Origin of the sequence: Lentibacillus sp. Marseille-P4043 (genome assembly GCF_900258515.1) — a bacterium.
Taxonomy (GTDB): Bacteria; Bacillota; Bacilli; order Bacillales; family Amphibacillaceae; genus Lentibacillus_C.
This window is the reverse complement of record NZ_LT984884.1, coordinates 1,904,267-1,928,541: the sequence shown is the minus strand read 5'-3', so window position 1 is coordinate 1,928,541 and position 24,275 is coordinate 1,904,267. Positions and strand designations below refer to the sequence as shown.

Genomic DNA, 24,275 nt, shown 5'->3' with positions numbered 1-24,275 from the left:
AAAGTAAGGTCGAAATCATCATGCAGTTCCCACTATGTTACATTATAATTCATTCACTTGGTAATAATTATTAATGTGAAATATATAGGAGAAAGAGGCTAAAGCGTATGCAATATAATAATCTTAATCAATTAATCCATGAAAAATCCCCATACCTACTCCAGCACGCTCATAATCCAGTTAACTGGTATCCTTGGAGTGAAGAAGCATTTGAACAAGCTAAAAGTGAAAACAAACCAATCTTCCTTTCTATCGGCTACTCAACTTGTCATTGGTGTCATGTCATGGCCCACGAATCATTTGAAGATGATGAAGTTGCAGCTATGTTAAACGAACATTATATCGCAATAAAAGTCGATCGTGAAGAGCGTCCTGATGTTGATTCGGTTTATATGAAAGTATGCCAAATGATGACCGGTCAAGGTGGTTGGCCGCTTACCATTTTTATGACACCAGATAAAATTCCGTTTTATGCTGGAACTTATTTTCCTAAAGAAAGCAAATACGGCAGGCCTGGTCTTATGGAGGCACTTACCCAGCTCCAACAAAAGTATACGAACGATCCGGCACATATTCAAGAAGTAACGGAAAGTGTGACGGATGCATTACAAAAAAGTGTAGCTGCGAAAAGTGATAAGCGCCTGACATTAGCTAGCACAGAGGAGGCGTATGATCAACTCGGCAGGATGTTTGATATGGAATACGGTGGATTTGGGGCGGCACCAAAATTTCCCGCTCCTCAGAATTTGCTATTTTTAATGCGTTACTATCATTTTACAAAAAATAAAGCAGAACTTGACATGGTCGAAAAAACATTGCATTCCATGGCAGATGGTGGGATTTATGATCATGTCGGCTTTGGTTTTTCCCGATATTCGACAGATCGGGCATGGCTTGTCCCCCACTTTGAAAAAATGCTTTATGATAATGCGCTTCTGTTAATGACATTTACCGAATGTTTTCAGATTACACAGGATCCATTTTATAAAAAGATTGCGGAACAAATCATTGCGTTCATCGAAAGGGAAATGACGAGTTCGGAGGGTGCATTTTATTCTGCAATCGATGCGGATGCAGAAGGTGAAGAAGGAAAATATTATGTGTGGGAGTACGAAGAAATATTTGATGTACTTGGTGAGGACCTTGGCGATTTATACGCTGCTGTTTATAACCTGACACCTTATGGAAATTTTGAAGGGAAAAATATTCCGAACTTAATCAACACCAATGTTAAGGAATTTGCCCGAGAGAATAACCTTAGCTATGAATCATTGCAAAACGAATTAGAACAAGCTCGGGAATCACTTTTAGAGATGCGTGAAAAAAGGGTTTACCCACACGTTGATGATAAAATTTTAACTTCTTGGAATGGTTTAATGATTGCTGCATTAGCCAAAGCAGGCAAAGTTTTTGACGAAAAGCAGTATATATCAAAAGCGGAAAGGGCAATCACATTTATTGAGGACAAACTTTTCCAAGATGATCGGTTAAAGGCACGTTATCGCGATGGCGAAGTGAAATACAATGGCTACATCGATGATTATGCCTTTCTATTATGGGCCTATATCGAGTTGTATGACGCAACATTTTCATTGGATTACTTACAAAAGGCGCAAAACCTTGCTGATGACATGATCGACTTATTCTGGGACAAGGAAAATGGCGGGTTTTTCTTTAATGGAAATGATAGTGAGCAACTAATTTCACGTGAAAAAGAAATTTATGATGGTGCCTTACCATCGGGAAATAGTGTTGCAGCGATGATGCTTGTTCGGATCGGGTTTTTAACGGGGGAGACAAACTACCTTGATAAGACGGAAGAAATGTACGCCACGTTTTATGATGATATTGAACGGCATGCGCCTGGTAGTACACAATTCCTGCAAAGTCTCTTGTTAACCGAAAATCCGACAAAAGAAGTGGTCATACTCGGTGCGGAAAATGACCCCGGTCGAGTGAAACTGTTAACACGACTTCAGAAGCAATTTCTCCCCACTGTCACAATATTAGCAGGTGAAACGGCGGAAGGGTTTGCTGAAATAGCACCGTTTGCCACCGCGTACAAACAAATAGATGACAAAACAACAGTCTACGTTTGTGAAAATTTTGCTTGCCAGCAACCAACGACAGATATGGAAGAAGCATTGCGAAATATAACAGATTGGCGAGATGTAGATTAACAACAAAAAACGAATGAAGAACATGTAACAAGTTCTTCATTCGTTTTCACTTTTAGCCTCAAAACAACGATCTATTCTTTCGGCTGCTCTTTCAATTCTTCTCCATTTTTCCCTTGATAACGTAGTCCCCAGCCTGTTATTGCAGCAATCAACATGACAACTACAAGGAACCAACCTTGGAAAACGAACGGGAACACAGCAGTGGGTTCTACAACCGGCAACCACGAATATGTCTCTTGCATAAGTTTGATCGTTGACCATCCCAATAAAACTGGTGCTCCCCAAGGGAAAATATATCCTAGTGCTGATGTTACCGCATCAAGCATGTTTGCTCGTCGGTAGCGGTGAATTTTATATTTTTCACCAAGTTCTTTAACGAAAGGTGCTGCAGCAATTTCCGCTGCTGTGTTAATCGTAATCGCACTGTTCAAGAGAGCAACGATCGCCCAAATGGCAAGTTCAGCACGACGAATAGAATTTTTAATCCATTTCACCAAGCCTCTAGTAATAGCTTCCATTGTCCCGCCTAAACGTAATAAATGAGCTGCGGCAACAATTAAAAGGATAAGAATGGCCATATTAATATACCCGGCAATACCATCAATTAAAGCACCTTCAACAATCGCATCGGAATCCGGGTTGAAACTAATAATATCGCCAATCTTTCCTAAATTAAACAGCAGTATTAGTGGTACAGCAGCCACTATTCCCCATGTCAATGATGTGATCAAATGCTGCCCTGTTAATGCAAGAATAAGAACAATAGCAAACGGCACCAACATGATCAACCCACTTGGATTTGTCGAGTCAATCATTGCGGTCAATGCCGCCTGATCTGCTTCTACCGTTCCACCTCCGCCAAAAATAGCAAATAGAATGACTGCAGGGATTGCAGCGACAATTGCATACTTGAAACGACTTCTCACTACACCAGGTACATCGGCATCCTGTGTCGTAGCAGAAACAATGGTTGTATCCGATACTGGTGCCAAGTTATCCCCAAAAACAGCACCGGCTAAAATAGCTGCAAAAAGCATTACGGGATCAGCACCAACCGCAATTCCAGCTGGATACATTAACGTACAGAAAGCTACCGTTGTACCATAGCCAGTACCAACCGCAGTTGAAAATGTTGATGCTAGTAAAAAGGTTAATGCAACAAATAGTCCACCTTCTAATCCAGTTACAGCTCCAATCCAGACAAGTCCTTCAACTAATCCGCCAACCTGCAGTATTTGTGCAAACATACCAGCGTAAAACCACGCTACCATTGCAATGACCCCAACCGGTTGAGCTAAACCATCGAACAAACCTTGCGCATAATCTGCCCATTTACTCTTACAAAAAAATAATCCAAGTGTCAGCCCGAGAACCGCACCCATTACCAGTCCAATTTCCGACGACATTTGCAAAACACTTGTTGTGATTGCCCAGACAACAAAAAATATCAATGGAACAGCAGCACCAAAAGCACCAGTATGAAAATCTAACTTATCAATTCGCTTCGTTCCAGTGGCGCGCGCCAATTCTTCTTGACTATTCGACATCTCTTCTCCCCTCCAATCTCCCCAAATTTTAATACCAGGTGATAATGCTTCCTATTATCACTTGTCTATATTATATTTTGAATATAGTGAATTATGTATAAGTGGATACATAAAAAAATCCCCTGCAAACGCAGAGGATCCTTCTATCTTATTTTTTAAGCTTGGCCAGTTGCTCAGCCAATGCATTATTTGTAAAACCATCATCTTGTTTTTTCAAATACTTATTGACATCTTTTTTCGATACTTTATTTTTCTTCTCACGCTGTTTCCGTTCATTAAACGTTGAAAGTTTTTCCCTGTGCCCACATTTACATGTGAACATTTGACCTTCCCCTTCACCGCGTAATTCCATGCGCTTGTGACAATTTGGGCAGCGGGCATTTGTGTGCTTAGCGATATTTTTCTTGTGTCCACACGAGCGATCTTGACAAACGAGCATGCGTCCATGTTTATTGTTGACCTCCAACATGAGCTTGCCACACTCTGGACATTTTGTTCCTGTCATATTGTCGTGTTTAAATGTTGCATCACTTGTTTTAATCTCGTGCACAACCTCTTTGGCATAACCTTTCATTTCAGCAATGAAGCGGTCTTTCTTCAGTTTTCCTTCAGCAATTGCACTTAGCTTTTGTTCCCATTCCGCAGTTAATGCTGGGGAGCGCAAATCTTCTGGCACAAGATCAAGCAGCTGTCGGCCTTTTGATGTGATAAAGATATGTTTTCCTTTCATTTCCATGTATTGACTGTTGAACAGCTTTTCAATAATGTCAGCCCGGGTGGCAACTGTACCAAGCCCACCTGTTTTATTGATTGTACCTGCCAAATGTTTCTCGTCCTTACTCATATAGCGAACAGGATTTTCCATTGCCTGTAGTAAGGCACCTTCCGTGAAACGCTCTGGTGGTTTCGTTTCCCCGCTTGTCATCATCACACGCAAATCTGACAACGTATTTCCTTTTTCAATTACAGGAAGGCGCTGATCACCAGCGTCATCATTTGAATCATCCGTCACACTACGGTCATAAATTTCCTTCCAGCCTTGTTTCTTAACAATTTTGCCCTTCGCTGTAAAACGTTCATTACCTATCTGAGCTTCAATGGTCGTTTGCTCATACTCATATGGATCTGACAATACTGCCAAAAAGCGTTTCACAACAAGATCATAGATTTTTCGTTCCTTGTCATTTAGATCAGCTAACATGACCGGCTGCTCTGTTGGAATAATAGCATGGTGATCCGAAACCTTGGCATTATCAACTACAGATTTAGATAACTTCAAATCGCGTTTTAACACTTTCCCTGCAGCCTTGGCATATTGATCAACCCCACATGCTTTCACACGATCTTTTAATGTAGGAACAATGTCCGTCGAAATCACCCGTGAGTCTGTTCGTGGATATGTCAACACTTTATGCTGTTCATATAATTTTTGCATGAGGGACAACGTTTGTTTTCCGGAAAAATTGAAAATCCGGTTTGCATCTTGTTGCAATTCAGTTAAGTCGTATAACTGTGGTGCAAATTTCTTTTTATATGATTTATCAACATTAACAACTGTTGCCGGTTTATTTTTCAGTTCAGTGAGTAATTTTTCTGCTTTCTCTTTAGAAAAAGTTCGGCTGTTATTTTTCGCATCCTTCCAAGTTAGTTTAAAACCTTTTCTAGTACTAGCCTCAATTCCATAAAATTTTTCCGGTTTAAATGATCGAATTTCTTCTTCCCTCGCTGTAATCATTGCTAGTGTTGGTGTTTGGACACGTCCACTGGATAATTGGGCGTTAAATTTCGTTGTCAATGCTCGTGTTGCGTTCAATCCAACATACCAATCCGCTTCCGACCGAGCTACAGCGGCATCGTATAGATTTTCATAATTACGACCTGGCTTTAGATGTTTAAATCCGTCACGAATTGCTTTATCTGTCACTGATGAAATCCATAACCGCTTAACAGGCTTATGAACACGTGCCTTTTCAATAATCCAACGAGCAACAAGTTCTCCTTCACGCCCTGCATCGGTTGCAATGACAATTTCGCCTACATCTTTTCGAGTTAGTTGCGTTTTCACTGCATTAAACTGTTTACCTGTTTTTTTCATCACGACCAATTTCAAATGATTAGGAAGCATTGGCAAATCATCAAGCTTCCATGTTTTATATTTATCATCATATACTTCCGGATCGGCAAGCGTCACCAAATGCCCTAATGCCCACGTTACAATATGAGTGGAGCCTTCCATGTACCCATTCCCTTTTTTCGTGCAATGAAGTACTCTAGCAATGTCCCTGCCAACAGAAGGCTTTTCTGCTAATACAACTGTTTTACTCATGTAAATAATCCTCTCTTTTAAAACTCAATATATACTAATACTAGTTTATCATATGGTCGATGTTTCTGCGCTCCGATCGATATTCTCGTTTTCGGGTTGATGTTCCCGGTCTCCGGTTGATGTTCTCGTTTTCGGGTTGATGTTTCCGTTCACCGGTTGATGTTCTCGCGTTCCGGTTGATGTTCTCGTTCTCCGGTCGATGTTCTCGTTTTCGGGTTGATGTTCCCGGTCTCCGGTTGATGTTCTCGCGCTGGTAACGCAAAAAGGATGAGCCGACATGTTCGCTCATCCTAACGCAACATCTAATATCATCATTACGGTAAATCCGATCATTAACGCTAGTGATGCTAAATCTTTGTTTCCTTCCTCCTGTGAGCCTGGAATAACTTCCTCGGCTACGACGAAAATCATTGCGCCAGCTGCGAAGCTTAATGCATACGGTAATAATGGCTGAATAAAAGAAACTGCAAGCACACCAATGATTGCTGATATAGGTTCAACCATGCCAGAAAACTGTCCATACATAAAACTTTTCTTACGGGACATGCCATCACGTCTTAACGGCATAGAAACAGCTACACCTTCAGGGAAGTTCTGAATCCCAATTCCAATCGTTAAGGCAACTGCACTGGCCAACGATGCTGAGTCAAAACCGGCCATTACCGCACCAAAAGCTACACCGACTGCAAGCCCTTCTGGAATGTTATGCAACGTAATCGCGAACACAAGCAATGTACTCCGTTTTTTCTTTTCCGGATTAATTCCCTCTGCGCTTTCCATTGGGTCTGGCGGATGTAAATGTGGAATGACTTTATCAACACCCCATAGAAAAAGTCCACCAAGCAAAAATCCGATTGCAGCAGGAATCCAGCCTGGTAATGGTCCATCTTCAGCCATCTCCAGTGCCGGTGCCAGCAATGACCAAAAGCTCGCAGCAATCATAACCCCACCAGCGAATCCTAGCATACCATCAAGAAATTTTTGATTCATATTTTTACTGGTAAAAACAACTGCCGCTCCAAGTGCCGTCATTCCCCATGTAAACAGTGTTGCAATTGTAACCTGAACAACAATATCCAACTCTAAAAAATAATCGATCATGATGTTGGTTCACTCCTTTATATGTGTTCACCCACCACTATATTCACTTAACACATAAATGTTTCCCTTGGTAAAACAAACTATAAAACACCGCTATTTACATGTCAACTTTACGGCTTATTACGATAAGAGCAGCAAAATTTAACCAACGACCTAAGTGTGCCGCGCAGGTTTCAGCCGAACTCGTGTGGCAATCGGCTAAAGTCACGCATCTCGGACAGAAGCTCGCACAACATCACCCTAAAGTCGCGCACATCGATAACTTGCGCAGCATCAGCAGAAATCACTTCAAATTGCCCTTAATCAATCCAACACACCCCGGATGACTGTATGAATCAAATTGGGAACTATTTCAAGTGAATAGGTCATCTCCATCCGCTCCAATTTTTTGTGGGCATCAATACCATATGGACCAATGTTAATTACTGGGACATTTAAATCACGGATGTCCTGGTATTCGACATAATGTTTTGTTCCCCAGCTAGGATTGTTGCTTATTACCGCCTCAATTTCCTCTGGCTTATCACTTAACGCAACAAAACTCATATCCGAAATATACGGAAAAAAGTTTTTCGTAACGATTGGATAGGCATAGTATGGCTGTATCCGCTGAACTGCTTCATCAAGTGCATCAATTAAAACACGTTCGTTATCAGTATCCCCAGTTAGTTCAACTCTTGGCGAATATAATGATGAATAAAACAGGATAATGGTCGGATTTTTGTCCTCCATCCATTTCCAAGCCTCTTCTACAACTCGGGCAGCGAACATTCTGGTGTCAAGTGTCTCATCTTCCATCAGTCCTTGTTTAAATGTATTCATATGCTCGACGAATTTTTCCCCGTGCGTCTCTATCAGTAATTCTTCCATTTCTTCATACAAAAACACACGTGGCTGCCAAGGTAATTCATGAAACGGCTGATTACTTTGCAAAGAAAACTGCCGGTGACGCTTATCAAATGATCGAAGCGCGTTTGTGAAAGCGATATGCGCCTGTTCCCTTAATTTTTCAAGTACTTCTTTCGGTGACCATGAATGGATGAAAAAATTATAATACGTATATGCAGATAGCGCTGTCTGTACGGTATATGTTGGCTTTAAATCCATTTGTTTCAATGCAACAGGCGGTACCGTTATTTCCCCCCTCGCCTCATTACAAAGATCCGGATTATAATTAATTTGTTTCGTCAGTTCTGCAGCTAAATAATTCGGGTCAAATCCTTCAAAGCATGATCCGACATGTGTTTCTGCCCCCGTAATGAAAAACGATGGCAATAATTTACCTGCCGTTCCTTTATAAACATAACGATTTACATCCCCTTCATATCTTGGCGATACAAAATCAGCATTAATACAGGCAACATAATCAAAGTGATGCTCATGCTTCCAATTTTTCAACGTTTTCAATGCGGATAATATACCGTGTGAACCATCTTCTTCATCACATTCTGATACAAAAACAATATTCCCTTCCAATTCCTCTGGGTGCTCAGAATAATACTTTAACAAGTAAAGATGACTGGCCACACCGCTTTTCATATCAAGCACACCCCTGCCAAACAACCAATCCCCTGATTCCAATTGATCCCTTGCTGAAGGTGGTAAATCTTCATCTTTAGCTTTTTCCATCCATTTTTCAGGAGATGTGGCATAATCTTTTAATTGATTAAAGTCATCAACCCCTACCGTATCCATATGCCCTAACAGGATCACAGTACGATTACTAGTTCCTTTTGTACCCTTAACAAACGCCATAACATTATATCGCTCCAAATAATCATTGGTCGTTTGCTCAATGGTTACATTTGATGGATTCTCTGTAAAATAACGAAAAGATGTAATTAATGTATAGAGAGAGTGAGCAATAACTTTTTCACCATGTGTATTTACCACACTCTCAATACTCACCAATTGTTTTGTAATCGCTAATACGTCATCACGACATTGCAGCATAAATGGTCAACCCCTTTCAAATATTTTTGTGAAATTATATGTAGCTCTAATATACGCTTTTAAAGCAGTAGTTGAAAGGCCAAAAATCAAAAAATTCATTTAATTGAAGGGTTTATACAAAAATGAAAACTAATTCAGATAATCCACGCCCAAAATGTTGGCTTGATGCAATTTATGATCACATCTCCCCCATTTATCCATACACTGTATTCTAGAAAGATAGCAAAGGATCTGATAGATGTGCTGTTTTATACAGGGTTGTTCTTCTTAGTTATCGCGGTAAGTCTTGATGGTTTTGGGGTAGGGATAGCTTATGGGATGCGACGTATTCGTGTACCTCTGATCGCTTTATGCATTATTATGTTATGCTCTGGTATCATTGTCTTATTATCAATGACAGTTGGAAGTGTGCTTAGTTCGATTATTTCTGCCTTCACAGCCAAAATAATTGGTGGTCTTATCTTGATAGCCATTGGACTGTTTACACTGTGGAATATGGTCAAGGCTAAAAAAAATGACACAACCTATGCCTTATCAAAAAACGAATCACAGCTTGATCAATTCAAATTTGTGTTAAAAGAACCACGGCGCGCAGACTTGGATCAATCAGGAGTTATTTCAATCCGGGAAGCTGTATTACTAGGTTTTGCTCTTGCCCTTGATGCGTTTGCTGCCGGGTTAGGCGCAGCGATGCTAGGTTACTCCCCCTTAATAACTGCTTCTTTAATTGCTTTTATGAGCGGATTATTCGTATTTTGCGGAATCAATATTGGATTATTTCTTTCTAATAGCAAAGTGATGAAAAAATTGACACTTCTCCCGCCATTCCTGTTGATCGCGCTAGGAATTTCTAATATGTTCAGATGAAGTGAACGTTATTATTAAAGATTTTTCTGTGTATTAAGGCATGATAAAAGCTGTCAGATGAGGAAGCATCCGATCTTGTGAGCTCACCAACCTTTATAAGAGCGAAATAATCCAGCCTATAACAACAAGTGCACCAATTATCATTAAAATTATACGTATCATCGTTTCACCCTTTCATTGGTGTATATCCATTAATACCCAAAATAACGGCAGAAAAAACACCGAAATATAACGAAAGACAATAGCGAATGGGCGGTGTAACGAGGATACTGCTCGAAACTAATTAAGGCATACAGCATAAGTGTTTGCTGTAAACATGACCCATATAAATTAAAAATGCTCGAATAAAGACTATCGTTTCAGCCTTTATCCGAGCATGAATTTTCTTATTTAATCACGCGGTTGTTCTTTTAATTCTTCCCCATTTTTACCTTCATATCGCAATCCCCAGCTTGTAATCGCAGCAATCAGCATAACGATAACTAAGAACCAGCCTTGGAAAACGAACGGGAAAACAGACGTAGGGGACACAATCGGCAACCAATCATACGTATCTTGCATCATTTTAATGGTTGACCATCCAAGTAGTAATGGTGCACCCCACGGGAAAATATATCCGAGTGCGGATGTTATCGCATCAAGCATATTCGCCCGACGATAACGGTGAATTTTATATTTATCACCAAGCTCTTTCACAAATGGAGCCGCAGCGATTTCCGCAGCAGTATTAATCGTGATCGCACTATTGAGCAAGGCAACAATCGCCCACATCGCAAGCTCTGCACGGCGAATTGAATTTTTTATCCATTTTACCATGGCACCAGTAACTGCATCCATTGTTCCACCAAGTTTTAATAAATGGGCCGCAGCAACAATGAGTAATATAAGAATCGCCATGTTCATATATCCCATGACACCATCAACAAGTGCACCAGTAATAACGGTGTCACTGTCTTTATCAAAACTGATAATATCAGTAAATTCACCCAAATTCATGAAAACAATGATTGGTATCGATACAATAATTCCCCAAGTTAACGAGGTCACTAAATGATGTCCGGATAATGCTAAAATGAGCACAATCGCAAATGGAACAAGCATGATGAGTCCCTTTGGGTTAGTTGAATCAAGCATCGCATCTAATGCACCTTGATTGGCAATTGATGTATCTCCACCACCACCAAATATTGCGAATAAGATGACAGTTGGAATTGCTGCCATAATCGAGTATTTAAACCGGCTGCGGACAACCCCCGGAACATCGGCTTCCTGTGTCGTAGCAGAAACAATCGTCGTATCCGAAACTGGTGCAAGGTTATCTCCAAATACTGCACCAGCTAAAATCGCCGCAAACAACATGGTCGGGTCTCCGCCAACAGCAATCCCAGCAGGGTACATCAAGGTACAAAATGCAACTGTTGTACCATAACCAGTTCCAACTGCTGTGGAAAACACCCCTGCCAGTAAAAATGTCATGGCAACGAATAATCCACCTTCAACACCAGAGATACCACCAAGCCAGACAAGCCCTTCTACCAGCCCGCCAACTTGTAAAATTTGTGCGAACATTCCTGCGTAAAACCAGGCAACAATTGCCACAACTCCGACTGGTTGCGCTAAACCATCAAACAGCCCTTGTGCGTAATCGCCCCACTTACTTTTACTAAAAAATAGACCAAGCGTCAGGCCAATCAATGCCCCCATCACAAGTCCTATTTCGGATGAAAGTTTTAATACACTTGTTGTAATTGCCCAAACTACGAAAAATATTAGTGGCACGGCTGCCCCGAATGCCCCTAATCGGAACTCCAACTTTTGTATGCGCTTACTTCCTGTAACCTGGTCTAGTTCGTCTTTTGCACTAGCCATTCTTTCTCTCCTCCCAAACTCGTTGATGTCTGTTAATTTTCTATTTTCTCTATTAACTTTATCACAAATGCGCGTATTCAAAAAGTACCAAATTTAAAACAAAATCGACAAAGTAGTTCTACCATATGTCGAAACTGGGATAAAAAATTTTTAATGCATTACATTTACCCCAACCTGCAAACAACCACTATATGTATGAAAATTGAAGCAGGCTCAAGTTCCGTACAGAACCTAAGCCTGCTAGATCTATTTCCTAAAGAAGTTTTCCGCTTTATCCAAATAAACTTCCTGATCTGCCGTGAGGTCATATTCCTCTTCGATTGCACTGACAGGGCATACTGCTTTACATGCTCCACAGTCGATGCAAACGTCTGGATCAATATAGAATTGATCTGGTCCTTCTTCTATACAATCAACGGGGCAAACACTGACACATTCTGCCGCTTTTTCTTTGCCACATGGTTCTAATATAACAAAAGCCATTTAAATTTTCCCTCCCCATTCCTGAAAATAAGGCTCCATATTAATTTAATACTAATTTATTCTACCATTTCAAGTAATTCGTTTTAAATAAAAAGCGGTTTTCGTAAACTTTGTTGCTTTTTAACTTCGTATATGATATAAAATACGACATAACTGCTGTGCTCTTTTTTATAAGTACGCGCATTTGCCGCCGTCCGGGATCGCTCCGGGTGGATGCTTTCCGCGGGCACGGCCTCAGCCTCCTTGCCCCGGCGAGGGGTATGTCGACGTTGTCCGCAAAGGACGGTTTTAGTCGACCCTCCTTTTCAAACCACTTCCTGCGGGGTCTTCGGACACGTGCTGGGGCTGCGCTAACTCGCCCCACCGAAAACCATTGTTCCCGCAGGACAAGGAAGGCTACGTCAGCGATACATCTTCGTGAGAAAAAGTGTCTTTCTTTTTCGAGGAGTCACCATCCTTCACTCACCCGGACTAGTGAAATGGTAGGATACTTATAGAACAATTACCACTACGGCTAATGGTCGTAAATGCAATACCAGTGGAGGAAATACACGGAGACTCCTGCGGGAAGAGAGGCCTAGGTGAGACCCCGGAAAGCGATAGCTTGAGGAGGCTCAGCAGCCGCCCGCGGAAAGCGTAGTGTATTTCCGGAACGGCGAGGAAAGTTTCTTAGTTCTTCGCATTAGAACGTTACAAGTTTGCCTCAGCTAACTGTTTGATCCTATTTTATTGCTGCGAAAGTTGAAATAATTACTTTTGAAAATATAAATGATGGTGCAGCGAACAGCCAGGATTGAAATTCGCATCACATTTTGGACAAGACGCACCACTATTTAAATAAGCATTAATTGTCAGCTCTGTCCCACAAGATCCGCATAAAATTGCCGCTTGATCAAATTTTTCCCTCGGCCAGACTTTCGTATTGCCACAACCATGTTCAGCATGGCATTTATAACAAGCATAATACTCCCCACAGCAATAAAATTTTATAGCAATCCGATCATTCTTCCCATGATAATGGCGGCATCGAGTTTCTTGATCGATTGCCCCTTTTACATTTCTAGTCTGCATAACAAATCTCCTTTTATTTATAATTGATAGTTTCATTATAGCAATCACTGGGAAAAGATAAATAACATAGATATAAAGGAGTTTTACAGTGAAGAAATTTAGTGTTGCACCAAACAAAGATGTTACAGGTTGGTATGTTAAGTTAGAGGATGTGGCACCAACAGATGAATACATTGCAAAAGATGATGCCATAGAAAAAGCAGAACAATTGGCTAAAAGTAACAAACCTAGCAAAGTAATTATTTTGGATAAAAATCATGAAATCATAGAAGAGAAAATCTATTAACCGGTCATTTTTTCGTTGGTTGTTGACAAAACTGCAAAATCATGAGAATATAGATTAGTTAACGAAATGAAGTAACAAATAAGTATTTCTGGCATTCTACGTCATGTTTTTGCAGATGCTTATTCACACTGGCGCGACTAAGGGGTCGCAAGGACGTTAGAGCAGGTAGGGCTGACGTTGCTTAAGTTAGAAAACACCCAGTGGAACATAGACCGCGGTATGAGTGAAACTTGAATTAAATATGAGATTTCTCACTCAAAAAATGGGTAATGTATCATTAAAATTCCAAACAAGAAAACCCACCTGAATTATTCAGGCTAAAAATATAAAATGTAAATCTTATGTGTTACTTTAGTAATCAAAGGGGTACTCTTAACAATGAGGGTACCCCTTTTCCAATACATAAACAAAGGAATGTTGTTTTTTACACAATGGATATAAAATGCGACATTATCTGAGACAATGATTGTTTTTTTTCCGAAGAGGTTGAGGCCGTGCCCACGGAAAGCGAAGTATTCTGACGGAGCAGACCCAAGCACAATCATCATTAGAACTAGAAAATACGTTACGAAAGAGAATTCTTAACTAATTTTTATCAACTACGAAATTTAACAAGCAACAAATATTACGAAAAAAGCCTAAAAAAAAAAAACAAAAACACTGTTAGATGTTGAGAGCAATGATATACACAAGATTCCTCGAAAATGTGTACACATAATTTTATATATTCTGTTCCATAAATTTAAATGAAAGCAGGTTTTACGACAATGAACATATTACCAATTGGCACGATCCAAACGATGACAGTACTACGAAAAATTGACACTGGCTATGTCCTACAAAAGAATGCAGAAGAGGCGTTGTTACATCATAACGAAACGGAAACAGAACTTGAGCCAGATCAAAATGTTGATGTATTTTTGTACCAGGATAAAAAAGGACAAACTGTTGCCACGACCAAGTTACCGTCCGTTCAAATGGATATTTACGACTGGGTTGAAGTTGTCGAAGTAATCCCTAACTTGGGTGCATTCGTAACGATTGGCATCGCCAAAGAAATACTAGTCTCTAAAGATGATTTACCATTATTCGAAAGCGCTTGGCCTGAAGTAGGAGATATGCTTTATATTACGTTAGGCAAAGACCGTAAAGGGCGATTACTCGCAATCCCAGCAACAGAAGGTGTTTTTATGCGAGAATGGGAGCTTGCCCCGGAAAATGTCTTAAACGCACCTATTAGCGGACGTGTGTATCACACCAGTAAAGAAGGTACAGCAATTATAACTGAAGAAGGTTACCGCGGATTCATTCACCACACAGAACGAAAAGAAGAACCACGTCTTGGAGAATGGGTTAAGGGACGTGTAATTGAGGTGAAAGCAGATGGTACATTAAACATCTCACTCAGACCATTGAAACAACACGGTATGGCCGAAGATGCCGAGGTAATTTTAGCACATTTAACAGAAAGCAATGGTGTAATCCCATTCAGTGACAAAAGTGATCCTGAAGACATACGAGGGACCTTTCATATAAGCAAGGCTGCATTTAAACGGGCATTAGGTAAACTGATGAAAGATGGAAAAATCGAGCAGCGTGATGGCTCTACCTATCTCAAATAAGAATGAAAATAACCACTTTCAAAGGAAGTGGTTATTTTTTAACAAATCAATATGGATATGAGTTTGGCAAATCAATTTCTGGATCTGTCAGGACACCAATAATATGAGGCTCATCCACTCCTAATTGATCACTTGATGGTTCTAATCCTATAACAATATAAAGCTCGTTATAATTGACTCGATTACCAATTAAATCTTGCTGAATAAGCTTGTTCCATTTGATATCCGTTACAGCGAAATTACTTGCATTTATCGCTGGATTAAGCAAGTGATAGTCAAAATTTGTTAGTGCCATTTTGGGTACGGGAATCACACCAGAGTCTTCTGACAAATATGGTACCATCCGATCCGCCTTAACAATACACAAACTTCTTCCCCGCTTATTTACAGTATCCTCAAATTCCGTTTGTGACTCAACCACCTCTTCCAAAAACCAAAGTAAATTAGCATTTGAAAGCCGTTTTTTCAATGTCATGCCACCCGAAACGACGATATAATCCTCACTATATATATGTTGATGCTCTTCTGGCTTTTTCCCTTGAAATTCAATGATATCTCCATGCCTGATAAAGCCAAAGCCCGTGTCAAATCTTAAATGTGTATCATCCCAAAAAGGTGCTGTAGGGCCATCGGAAATTGGTCTTACCCACTCACCTTGTGTACTTATTCCGGCAATACTGAAATATTCTCCAACTCGGGTTACGGATAAAATACAAACATTCACTTCAATCCCCCATTTCTTCCCTTTTAAGCAAATAGATTATCTCAAAATCCGACATGAAAAGCTAGTTATTCTGCTTACAAGGCGGTTTACCTCCTTTATGACTCAATACATAAAAGAAAACAGAAAGCGTTTCTTCTGTACTTTATAATAATCGGAATTTTCAGGTCAATAAATGAATACTTTAATGAAAAGGGAGGTGAAAAGTTGATTCAAATCATATTTATAGAGAGGAGGATTCTATGAAAAAGTACTTCATATGGCAAATTGTCGGTGCATTTATTTTAGCGATTATTGTTGGTCTTATTTTTGGCGAAAAAACGGTGTACGTGCAACCGCTTGGGGATTTATTTTTACGACTCATTAAATTTATTATAGTTCCATTAATTCTATCAACCATTATCGTCGGGGTAACAAGTGCTGGTGACATTAAGAAGTTGGGCCGTTTAGGTGGTAAAACAATATCCTTCTACCTAACTACAAGTTTCATTGCCATATCAATCGGACTACTTGCTGGCTATATCTTTTCACCTGGAACGGGCATGGATCTGCAGGTGGCAGAGGAATCCGTTTCGCCGAATGAAACAGAAGGTGTCGTGCAAACGATCCTAAATATTATTCCACTAAACCCGATCGAAGCATTAGCTACCGGTAATGTTCTTCAAATCATCTTTTTCGCTATTTTTGTTGGTATCGGTATTAAATTGGTCGGTGAAACAGCCGCTCCTGTCCAACGCTTCTTTGATGGATTTGCCGAAGTCATGTATAAAATTACCGGCGTCATCATGACACTGGTACCAATTGGAATCTTTGGTTTGCTTGCACCTGTTATCGGTGAATACGGTGCTTCTGTTCTACTACCTTTAATCAAACTAATACTCGCACTTATCGTCGCTTGTATCGTTCATGTAGCAGTCGTGTATTCGGTTGCGGTTAAATCACTTGGAAAAATGAATCCAATCGAATTTTTAAAAGGAATTTTTCCAGCTGCAGCAGTTGCATTTAGCACGTGTAGCAGCTCTGGGACATTACCTGTAACGATGAAAAACACGCAAGAAAATCTAGGTGTATCCAAGGAAACAAGCAGTTTTATCTTGCCGTTAGGTGCAACAATAAATATGGATGGAACGGCAATTTATCAAGGGATTGCGGTTGTATTCGTTGCCCAGTATTTTGGTATTGAACTTACTTTTGCTCAAATCCTGACCGTAGCATTAATTGGAACACTTGCATCCATTGGTACTGCGGGTGTTCCTGGGGCAGGATTAATTATGTTGACCATGGCACTGGCCGCAGTTAACTTGCCACTGGAGGGAATTGCACTCGTTGCAGGCATCGATCGAATTTTAGACATGTTTCGAACATCGGTCAATATTATTGGGGATGCATCGGCAAGTGTTGTCGTTGAAGCATCAGAAAGAAAACGACATTCGGAAACCTTAGTGACGGAAGTTTAATTGTAATTCTAATACGTATGCCAATCAGTATGCGCATCCAATATGTATACATGTACAAAACGCAAGCTAACTTTAGCTTGCGTTTTGCATACTTACCATGCCTGCACATTTCCTTTTTCATCTTTATATACCACATGTTCTCGATCAAATTTCACTGGTGAATCAAGACCTGCTGCTGCGGCAATTCGAAATAATCCTTTTCGCATCGTAATGACGTAATTTGCTGTTCGCCATTTTTTTTCATCAATGACAAGCGCCTTTTGTAATTCAGGATCTGTCGTTGCTACACCCACTGGACATATATTAGATGCGCATTTTAATGTTTGAATACAACCAACCGTGATCATAAATCCACGTGCAATATTACAAAGATCAGCACCCATTGAAAGGGCTATTGCGACACGATCAGGGGAAAACAGTTTACCAGACGCAATCAATTTCACTTGATCACGAACACCATATTTCAGTAATGCTTCGTGGACTAGTGGAAGGGCGGATCGAATTGGCAACCCAACACTATCCGTGAGTTCCTGATAAGAAGCACCGGTTCCACCTTCACCACCGTCTACCGTAATAAAATCCGGGCTTTTTCCTAGATCCTTTATCTGTTTCGCAAGTTCTTCTGCTTCACCAGGACTGCCAATTACAACCTTCATTCCAACCGGCATACCAGTATGTTCACGAATTTTTTCAATAAAGCCAAACAACGAGGGTATATCACTATACTCCGTAAACCGATTTGGACTATCAATCGATTTAAAAGGCTCCACCTTACGAATTCGTGCTATTTCCTCGGTAACTTTCTCTCCGTCAATATGTCCGCCACGAGTTTTGGCCCCTTGCGCTAATTTTAATTCAAATGCCTTTACTTGTGGGATTTTGCTTTTCTCCAACAGCTCATCCCAATCAAATGTACCGTCTTTTTCCCTTACACCAAACAAACCTGGGCCAATTTGCATGATGATATCGACGCCACCCTTTAAGTGGTAATCGGAAAGTCCCCCTTCACCGGTGTTCATCCATGTCCCCTTCGCAATCCCTAATCCTTCAGAAAGAGCAGTAATTGCTTTGTCACCAAGCGAGCCATAACTCATGGCCGACATACCAATCTGCCCCTTTGCTACAAAAGGATACCGAGTATTTTCCCCAATGACAACCGCGTCATCATCCTGAAGCAAGTAAGCAAGTGATTCATGTTTCTCCAATTCTTCTTTTCTCTCTGTGAACAACGGATCTTTTAATAATAGATAGCGATCTGTCGTCACTTTTGTATCGTGATCCATCTTTAATTCTTCTGTTAACTTAGGAAACATCGAATTTCGCACATAAAAACCTGCTGCATCAAAGTCTCGTTGTGATCCAAACCCAAGAACATCCCGTTTATACTTTGCTTTTTTCACAATATGTTGATAATCCCGACGTGAGAATGGTTTGCCTTCATTATCATTATTAAAAAAATACTGACGTAATTCCGGGCCTATTTTTTCAAAAAAGTATCTAACTCTCCCAACTACTGGATAATTACGGAGAACTGGATGCTGCTTTTGTGACCGGTCTACAAAAAACACATATAAACCGACAATTATTAACACAAGCAATACAACAACGACCGCAACAAATCCAATAATTGTCATTATGTTTGCAATATTCATCCCAAATGACCTACCTTTGTAAAAATAATCTCATAAGGTTAGGATGTATCAGTTTGGGGAAGAATATCCATATTAAGATAATCCTCTTTTAAAATAGTTCACAAAAAGACGGATGGGACTCTGAGAGCCCATCAGATTACAACTACACTAAAATTACCCACAATATAAATGTGACAGCAATAGAAACAATACCTTGAATTAAAGTACCTGCCGTTTGGGCCATGTATGCCTGTGTCACCGACATACCACTAAATTCTTTAACAACCCAAAAGTAACTATCATTAACATGTGACACAACCATTGCTCCTGCACCAATAGCCATAACAACTAACGCAAGTGGCACAGCACCTGTTATGCCAATTTGCGATAAAAGAGGTGCTACCAAGGTTGACGTGATCACTAATGCTGCTGTTGAAGAACCTTGTGCTGTTTTTAATGCTGCAGCAATTATGAATGGAATAAAAACAAACATTGCACCCGTAAAAAATGCACTTTCACCGAATCCTTGAATGAAATCAGCAACTGGTGTAGCCTTAATAACTGATCCGAATGCACCGCCTGCCCCGGTAATAAGAAGGATAGGTGCTGCTTCTTTGATTCCCATACCAATCCAATCGGTTAATGTTTCCTCGTTATAATTTGGTAATAACAAAAAGGCAAAGAGTACACCAATTAACAATGCAACAACTGGTGACCCTAAAAACAGCAATATATCAAAAAATGTTCCAGTCCACTCTGCGAAAGTAATTACGGAACTAAACCCAATCAGTAAAATTGGAACAACAATTGGCGCAAATGACTTTATCGTTGATGGCATCTCACCGAACTCTTTTAAAATAGTATCATAATCGTATGCAGGATCTTTCTCATCTTCTCCATTAACCTTTATTTTCGTTCCAGCTTTCATTGCCCACACATAACCTGCAATAATTGCTGGAATCGCTACAATAATACCCATCAAAATAATTGTTCCAAGATAATTTTCTGCACCGATATTACCCGCTGCAGCTATGGGACCAGGTGTTGGTGGAACCAATGTATGAGTTGCAAACAAACCAGTTGATAAAGCTATTGCCATCGAAGCAATTGCAACCCTAGCCCTTTTTGCCAAAGCTTTTTTCAACGATGATAAAATAACATAGCCAGAATCACAAAATACCGGAATACTAACAATTGCTCCAATAAGACTCATTGCCATTTGTGGCCGCTTTTCACCAACAATCCGTAATACAACCTCAGCCATCCGCAATGCAGCACCTGATTTTTCTAAAATAACACCAATAATCGTTCCGAAAATAATTACAAGACCAATACTGCCCATCAATCCGCCAAACCCACCATTTACTGCTTCTATCACATCCGGAAGCGGCAATCCTGCCAAAATTCCAATCCCAAATGCAGCGAATAATAATGATAAGAACGGATGAAGCTTCAATTTTGCAGTAGCAAAAATAATAAACAAAACACCGATAGCAATTAATACAATAAGACCGAAACCTTCCATGTTTTCACCCCTTTTTAATTGAACGCCAAAAATAAACCACTTGTTTTGTCTGATTAAACAATAATTCTCCCGCATTAGCCATGCATGCCTCTAAGGACAAAGGCTTGTCGATGATCGAAAAACATCCAGCAAATTTCTCTTGTAAAACATCCAGATCCCCAGTTAAACTTCCAGAAATTAATACTGTGGGTACTCGATACTTTTCAGCGATTTCTGCAACGTATCCGGGTGCCTTTCCATATAATGTTTGCGCATCACTTTGCCCTTCACCGGTTAATACTAAATCGGCAAACTTAATCTTGCTCTCGAGATTGGCTGCTTTTGCAATTAACTTTGCACCAGATACCAATTCTGCCCCAATAGCTAATAATGCAAAGCCTAATCCTCCTGCTGCACCTGATCCCGCAACATCTTTAACTGATTGATTAATTTCAGTTTCAATTAAATTTCCATAATAACGCAAAGCTTGGTCATATTGCTTAATCTGATTTCTTGTCGCACCTTTCTGTGGTCCATAGACCGCACTCGCGCCTCTATTCCCACATAATGGATTGTCAACATCAGATGCTACTTTGATAGCAACGGATTTCAACCGTTTATCTAATCCAGCAAAATTGACCTTTGCTACTTTTAACAAATCACATCCAAATGGACCAATTTCAGCTCCTTTCTCATCCCACGCTTTCATTCCAAGTGCCTGAAGCATACCTAATCCACCATCATTGGTTGCACTTCCTCCTAGTCCTAAAACAATTGAGGTGCATCCTCTATTCAGCGCATTAATTATTACCTCACCAACCCCATAGGATGTTGTCATATCGGGATTACGTTTTTCTTCGGGGACTTGCGTTAAACCAGCAATTCTTGCACATTCAATAATTGCAGTTGCTTTCCTCACAATTCCATATGAAGTGTTGATTCTTTCACCTAATGGTCCAACACAACTTATAGGAATCTGCACGCCGTTTGATGAAGCGAGCATTGAATCAAGCGTACCTTCACCTCCATCTGCCATCGGCTTATCATAAACTTCACAATCATATAATACTTCCAATACTGCCTTTCTCATTATTTCAGATGCTTGTGCGGATGTTAAACTTCCTTTAAATGAATCTGGTGCTATAACTATATTCATAATGAGACTCCTTCAATTGTGTTAACTATAATTAAAAAGAAATGCGATACCGCTTACAATTGTTATTATAGACAAATTATTCAAAATATAATGATGCAGATTTGTGCGATTGCACAGTGATATTTTTACTTACTTATTATTATTTTTAGTATAAATGCCTCATAAAACAACCGGGGATCAAGACCCACTTTGTCTTTGATCTGATCTAATCGATAGTGTAAGGTATTTCTGTGGATGTGTAATTTGTTAGCAGTTTCTTTCGTTGAGAAGTTATTAGATAAATAGACTTCGACAGTTTTGACATATTCCCCACCCAAATTTTTAAGTAGAGTTTCATAGTTTTTACAAATGGAATCATATTTAGTTTGGGGAATTGCAGCTATTAATCGCTCCAATTTCCAGTCCTCAATATAAGATATAGATTTAGATTCTTTATTTCTTGCAAATACAAGCGATTGTTTGGCCTGCATGTATGAATTACGTATTCCCGGGATACCATATTCGACATTTCCTACTCCAGCTCGTATTTGTTCTCCAAATCGGGTAATAAACCTAGTTACCAACTGATTAGTACGATAAAATTCCGGATCAATTGCAACAATAATTTCATTTTCTGAAAAAGGTAGGATAAACAATGTATTTATTTTTGCTCCAGCAATTTCCTGTCGAATACTTTCAAGATAATCATGAATGTTTTCACCAGTAAAGACTATTATGCGCCAGGACTGTTTGGGGTCAATATTTAATGAATAGATTGCATCTTCTGCTAATTTTCCGTTATCAAAACCCATGGGATGTAGCAATTGATGTACCCAATGATTCCACAGTCTTTCCTTATAATAAGTCTGATGTTGTATATGTATTTGTTCCAAGACTATTTCTACTGAAGCACGAATGATTCCCGTGACCTGCTCAATCTCTACTGGATTACCACTAACCCCGACTACACCTTTGATTTTATCTTGATGTTTAATAGGAAGATTAACACCCGGTTTGGTTCCGGGATAATCATTAACCACCTCTTCACTCAAAATAACCGGTTCACGATTTTTAATTACCTTCATAGCACCACTATGCATTTGATCAATCCGTGAATAATCAGTGCTGGCTACAATTCTTCCATTTAAATCCATAATGTTAATGTCAACTGCTATGTATTCTGAAATTCGTTTTATGACCTCTTGCCCCAATTCACTTGTTATTTTCATAGTAACCTCCTGGACTTAAATTACCTTTTTGTAAAAAGAGCCCTCTACGCTTTTCACGTAAAGAACTCCTCTCATTTGTAGCTCGGTTCCAGAAATCTACCTAAAAAATTCTACAACTCAACTCGATCCCCATACTTCACAATCAACTTATTGTTGTGCTCATCTGCTCCGTCAATATTACCACTCAAAAATACGGGTGGCTCAAAACCATTTTCAGCCATGATCGCAATTGCTTCTGCAAAAACTGCATTCAATATCGTTGCACCAATTACTGTTGAGCTTGGTGAAAAGTTAACCTTTACTTTTTCGTGGGAAAGCATAGCATCCCCTGTTGGTGCATGACTATCGATGACAAGATCAACCGCCTCAAACAAATGCTTTTCACTTTCATGACGTGATGGTTGACTTGATGAATATTCCACGGATGTGATACCAACTACATTGGCACCCTTCTCTTTAGCAAAATGGGCGACATCTATTGGGACTGGATTTCTTCCTGAAGTTGAAAGAACAAAAAGTACATCCCCCTTGCGAATATCTTCTTGATTAATAAACGCTTCTGCATAATTATGTTTTCGTTCGAGTTCCGATGATCGCAATGCACCCTCATGCAGCATAAGAGGTTCATGTAAAATTGGATGTATTGGTACTAATCCACCGGCACGATAATAAACCTCTTCCGCTAACATATGTGAATGACCACAGCCAAATAAGTGGATTACTCCATCATGTTGGATCGCTTCGGCAACTTCTTTTGCTGCTTCATGCATTACTGTCGTTTCTTCTTGTTCCACTTGAGCTAATAATTGTTTAATTTTATGCATATATTGATTGATCAATTGTATCCCTCCGTTACTCGTCCGACTTGTCCATCCTGCAAACGAACTTTAATCCCGTGTGGATGAAAATCCGAATTTGTAAGAATGTCCTTAACTACACCACTTGTCGTCTTCCCAGTTCGCTGGTCTTTTTTCAGCACGATCTTTACTTCTAATCCCGCCTGAATATTTTTTCGATATCGTCCATCAATTGTCACTTTTATCCGTATCCTTTCTACTTCTGAATCTCAAATATATCGTCTAGTTTCTCCGTCATATATGCATGACAATCCTCAACCCCGATATTGTAGAATGTTGGTGCGAGTTCCTCTATGAAAAACTCTAACAGCAGCATTGCGGCTAAATCACCAATCTGCTCATCACGCTCTTTTTCAAAGTATCCTTTAATTAACCCAACCATTTCCTCTTTTCGCTCTTTGGTTACTTCAAATTTTGGTTTCATTTTTATCTCCTT

General features: G+C 39.9%; 21 protein-coding genes. 5 read left to right on the top strand and 16 right to left on the bottom strand.

Going from position 1 to position 24,275, the window contains the following annotated elements:
- The first annotated feature begins 107 nt into the window (after nucleotides 1-107).
- Entirely contained in the window at nucleotides 108-2,180 is a 2,073-nt protein-coding gene (locus C8270_RS09380) for a thioredoxin domain-containing protein (protein WP_106496576.1), read from the top strand.
- A 71-nt stretch (nucleotides 2,181-2,251) separates the two neighbouring features.
- Here C8270_RS09380 and C8270_RS09375 read toward each other — a convergent pair whose 3' ends face one another.
- The 5 genes from C8270_RS09375 to C8270_RS09355 form a co-directional block, all read right to left on the bottom strand.
- Nucleotides 2,252-3,727 carry a Na+/H+ antiporter NhaC family protein gene (locus tag C8270_RS09375; RefSeq protein WP_106496575.1) on the bottom strand — a complete coding sequence of 492 codons (1,476 nt, stop codon included), beginning with the start codon at nucleotides 3,725-3,727 and terminating at the stop codon, nucleotides 2,252-2,254.
- Between the two features lie 148 nt (nucleotides 3,728-3,875).
- Nucleotides 3,876-6,053 (bottom strand): DNA topoisomerase III, encoded by a 2,178-nt coding sequence (locus tag C8270_RS09370; RefSeq protein ID WP_106496574.1) that lies wholly within the window; start codon nucleotides 6,051-6,053, stop codon nucleotides 3,876-3,878.
- 40 nt (nucleotides 6,054-6,093) lie between these two features.
- Nucleotides 6,094-6,342 carry a hypothetical protein gene (locus C8270_RS09365; RefSeq protein ID WP_158701682.1) on the bottom strand — a complete coding sequence of 83 codons (249 nt, stop codon included), beginning with the start codon at nucleotides 6,340-6,342 and terminating at the stop codon, nucleotides 6,094-6,096.
- On the bottom strand, nucleotides 6,339-7,154 hold the full coding sequence (locus C8270_RS09360; protein WP_106496572.1) for a ZIP family metal transporter: 816 nt from the start codon (nucleotides 7,152-7,154) through the stop codon (nucleotides 6,339-6,341). Before C8270_RS09360 ends, C8270_RS09365 begins: the two co-directional genes overlap by 4 nt.
- A gap of 303 nt (nucleotides 7,155-7,457) precedes the next feature.
- Complete coding sequence (locus C8270_RS09355; RefSeq protein ID WP_106496571.1) at nucleotides 7,458-9,107, bottom strand: M20/M25/M40 family metallo-hydrolase; 1,650 nt, start codon at nucleotides 9,105-9,107, stop codon at nucleotides 7,458-7,460.
- Between the two features lie 174 nt (nucleotides 9,108-9,281).
- Here C8270_RS09355 and ytaF point away from each other — a divergent pair, with 174 nt between their 5' ends.
- Complete coding sequence (gene ytaF / locus C8270_RS09350) at nucleotides 9,282-9,974, top strand: sporulation membrane protein YtaF (RefSeq protein WP_325034737.1); 693 nt, start codon at nucleotides 9,282-9,284, stop codon at nucleotides 9,972-9,974.
- 390 nt (nucleotides 9,975-10,364) lie between these two features.
- On the opposite strand, the gene C8270_RS09345 is transcribed toward ytaF, so the two are convergent.
- From C8270_RS09345 to C8270_RS09335, 3 genes are all read right to left on the bottom strand, one after another.
- On the bottom strand, nucleotides 10,365-11,843 hold the full coding sequence (locus tag C8270_RS09345; RefSeq protein WP_106496569.1) for a Na+/H+ antiporter NhaC family protein: 1,479 nt from the start codon (nucleotides 11,841-11,843) through the stop codon (nucleotides 10,365-10,367).
- Between the two features lie 246 nt (nucleotides 11,844-12,089).
- A complete protein-coding gene (locus tag C8270_RS09340; protein ID WP_106496568.1) occupies nucleotides 12,090-12,326 on the bottom strand; it encodes an indolepyruvate ferredoxin oxidoreductase subunit alpha in 237 nt (78 codons plus the stop codon).
- A 750-nt stretch (nucleotides 12,327-13,076) separates the two neighbouring features.
- Nucleotides 13,077-13,397, bottom strand: a complete 321-nt coding sequence (locus C8270_RS09335; RefSeq protein ID WP_106496567.1) for a CHY zinc finger protein — start codon at nucleotides 13,395-13,397, stop codon at nucleotides 13,077-13,079.
- An 88-nt stretch (nucleotides 13,398-13,485) separates the two neighbouring features.
- On the opposite strand from C8270_RS09335, the gene C8270_RS09330 reads away from it, so the two are divergent.
- Nucleotides 13,486-13,683 carry a DUF2188 domain-containing protein gene (locus C8270_RS09330; RefSeq protein ID WP_106496566.1) on the top strand — a complete coding sequence of 66 codons (198 nt, stop codon included), beginning with the start codon at nucleotides 13,486-13,488 and terminating at the stop codon, nucleotides 13,681-13,683.
- A gap of 746 nt (nucleotides 13,684-14,429) precedes the next feature.
- Nucleotides 14,430-15,305 (top strand): CvfB family protein, encoded by an 876-nt coding sequence (locus tag C8270_RS09325; protein WP_234028530.1) that lies wholly within the window; start codon nucleotides 14,430-14,432, stop codon nucleotides 15,303-15,305.
- 46 nt (nucleotides 15,306-15,351) lie between these two features.
- Here C8270_RS09325 and C8270_RS09320 read toward each other — a convergent pair whose 3' ends face one another.
- Nucleotides 15,352-16,029 (bottom strand): dual OB domain-containing protein, encoded by a 678-nt coding sequence (locus C8270_RS09320; RefSeq protein WP_106496564.1) that lies wholly within the window; start codon nucleotides 16,027-16,029, stop codon nucleotides 15,352-15,354.
- A 239-nt stretch (nucleotides 16,030-16,268) separates the two neighbouring features.
- Between C8270_RS09320 and C8270_RS09315 the strand changes: the two genes are divergently transcribed.
- Nucleotides 16,269-17,483, top strand: coding sequence for a dicarboxylate/amino acid:cation symporter (locus tag C8270_RS09315; protein WP_106496563.1), 1,215 nt, complete (start codon nucleotides 16,269-16,271; stop codon nucleotides 17,481-17,483).
- Nucleotides 17,484-17,575: 92 nt separating this feature from the next.
- Here the strand turns inward: C8270_RS09315 and C8270_RS09310 are convergent, their stop codons facing one another.
- The 7 genes from C8270_RS09310 to C8270_RS09280 all read right to left on the bottom strand — a co-directional run bounded on the left by C8270_RS09310 (nucleotide 17,576) and on the right by C8270_RS09280 (nucleotide 24,263).
- Nucleotides 17,576-19,135 (bottom strand): FMN-binding glutamate synthase family protein, encoded by a 1,560-nt coding sequence (locus C8270_RS09310; protein ID WP_106496562.1) that lies wholly within the window; start codon nucleotides 19,133-19,135, stop codon nucleotides 17,576-17,578.
- 142 nt (nucleotides 19,136-19,277) lie between these two features.
- Nucleotides 19,278-20,639 carry a GntP family permease gene (locus C8270_RS09305; RefSeq protein ID WP_106496561.1) on the bottom strand — a complete coding sequence of 454 codons (1,362 nt, stop codon included), beginning with the start codon at nucleotides 20,637-20,639 and terminating at the stop codon, nucleotides 19,278-19,280.
- 4 nt (nucleotides 20,640-20,643) lie between these two features.
- The gene (locus tag C8270_RS09300; protein WP_106496560.1) at nucleotides 20,644-21,774 is read right to left on the bottom strand and encodes a glycerate kinase; all 1,131 of its coding nucleotides are present in this window, start codon (nucleotides 21,772-21,774) and stop codon (nucleotides 20,644-20,646) included.
- A 125-nt stretch (nucleotides 21,775-21,899) separates the two neighbouring features.
- Nucleotides 21,900-22,982, bottom strand: a complete 1,083-nt coding sequence (locus tag C8270_RS09295; protein ID WP_106496559.1) for a CdaR family transcriptional regulator — start codon at nucleotides 22,980-22,982, stop codon at nucleotides 21,900-21,902.
- 110 nt (nucleotides 22,983-23,092) lie between these two features.
- Entirely contained in the window at nucleotides 23,093-23,821 is a 729-nt protein-coding gene (locus C8270_RS09290; RefSeq protein ID WP_442785797.1) for an SIS domain-containing protein, read from the bottom strand.
- Nucleotides 23,818-24,012, bottom strand: a complete 195-nt coding sequence (locus C8270_RS09285) for a YwbE family protein (RefSeq protein WP_106498497.1) — start codon at nucleotides 24,010-24,012, stop codon at nucleotides 23,818-23,820. Before C8270_RS09285 ends, C8270_RS09290 begins: the two co-directional genes overlap by 4 nt.
- A 23-nt stretch (nucleotides 24,013-24,035) precedes the next feature.
- Nucleotides 24,036-24,263 carry a DUF2164 domain-containing protein gene (locus C8270_RS09280; protein ID WP_199794666.1) on the bottom strand — a complete coding sequence of 76 codons (228 nt, stop codon included), beginning with the start codon at nucleotides 24,261-24,263 and terminating at the stop codon, nucleotides 24,036-24,038.
- Nucleotides 24,264-24,275 lie beyond the last annotated feature (12 nt).

Bases quoted from the DNA above. Each gene is read 5' to 3' on its own strand.
- C8270_RS09380 (WP_106496576.1), top strand. From the start codon at position 108: ATGCAATATAATAATCTTAATCAATTAATCCATGAAAAATCCCCATAC.
- C8270_RS09375 (WP_106496575.1), bottom strand. From the start codon at position 3,727: ATGTCGAATAGTCAAGAAGAATTGGCGCGCGCCACTGGAACGAAGCGA.
- C8270_RS09370 (WP_106496574.1), bottom strand. From the start codon at position 6,053: ATGAGTAAAACAGTTGTATTAGCAGAAAAGCCTTCTGTTGGCAGGGAC.
- C8270_RS09365 (WP_158701682.1), bottom strand. From the start codon at position 6,342: ATGAGCGAACATGTCGGCTCATCCTTTTTGCGTTACCAGCGCGAGAAC.
- C8270_RS09360 (WP_106496572.1), bottom strand. From the start codon at position 7,154: ATGATCGATTATTTTTTAGAGTTGGATATTGTTGTTCAGGTTACAATT.
- C8270_RS09355 (WP_106496571.1), bottom strand. From the start codon at position 9,107: ATGCTGCAATGTCGTGATGACGTATTAGCGATTACAAAACAATTGGTG.
- ytaF (WP_325034737.1), top strand. From the start codon at position 9,282: ATGATCACATCTCCCCCATTTATCCATACACTGTATTCTAGAAAGATA.
- C8270_RS09345 (WP_106496569.1), bottom strand. From the start codon at position 11,843: ATGGCTAGTGCAAAAGACGAACTAGACCAGGTTACAGGAAGTAAGCGC.
- C8270_RS09340 (WP_106496568.1), bottom strand. From the start codon at position 12,326: ATGGCTTTTGTTATATTAGAACCATGTGGCAAAGAAAAAGCGGCAGAA.
- C8270_RS09335 (WP_106496567.1), bottom strand. From the start codon at position 13,397: ATGCAGACTAGAAATGTAAAAGGGGCAATCGATCAAGAAACTCGATGC.
- C8270_RS09325 (WP_234028530.1), top strand. From the start codon at position 14,430: ATGAAAGCAGGTTTTACGACAATGAACATATTACCAATTGGCACGATC.
- C8270_RS09315 (WP_106496563.1), top strand. From the start codon at position 16,269: ATGAAAAAGTACTTCATATGGCAAATTGTCGGTGCATTTATTTTAGCG.
- C8270_RS09310 (WP_106496562.1), bottom strand. From the start codon at position 19,135: ATGAATATTGCAAACATAATGACAATTATTGGATTTGTTGCGGTCGTT.
- C8270_RS09305 (WP_106496561.1), bottom strand. From the start codon at position 20,639: ATGGAAGGTTTCGGTCTTATTGTATTAATTGCTATCGGTGTTTTGTTT.
- C8270_RS09300 (WP_106496560.1), bottom strand. From the start codon at position 21,774: ATGAATATAGTTATAGCACCAGATTCATTTAAAGGAAGTTTAACATCC.
- C8270_RS09295 (WP_106496559.1), bottom strand. From the start codon at position 22,982: ATGAAAATAACAAGTGAATTGGGGCAAGAGGTCATAAAACGAATTTCA.
- C8270_RS09280 (WP_199794666.1), bottom strand. From the start codon at position 24,263: ATGAAACCAAAATTTGAAGTAACCAAAGAGCGAAAAGAGGAAATGGTT.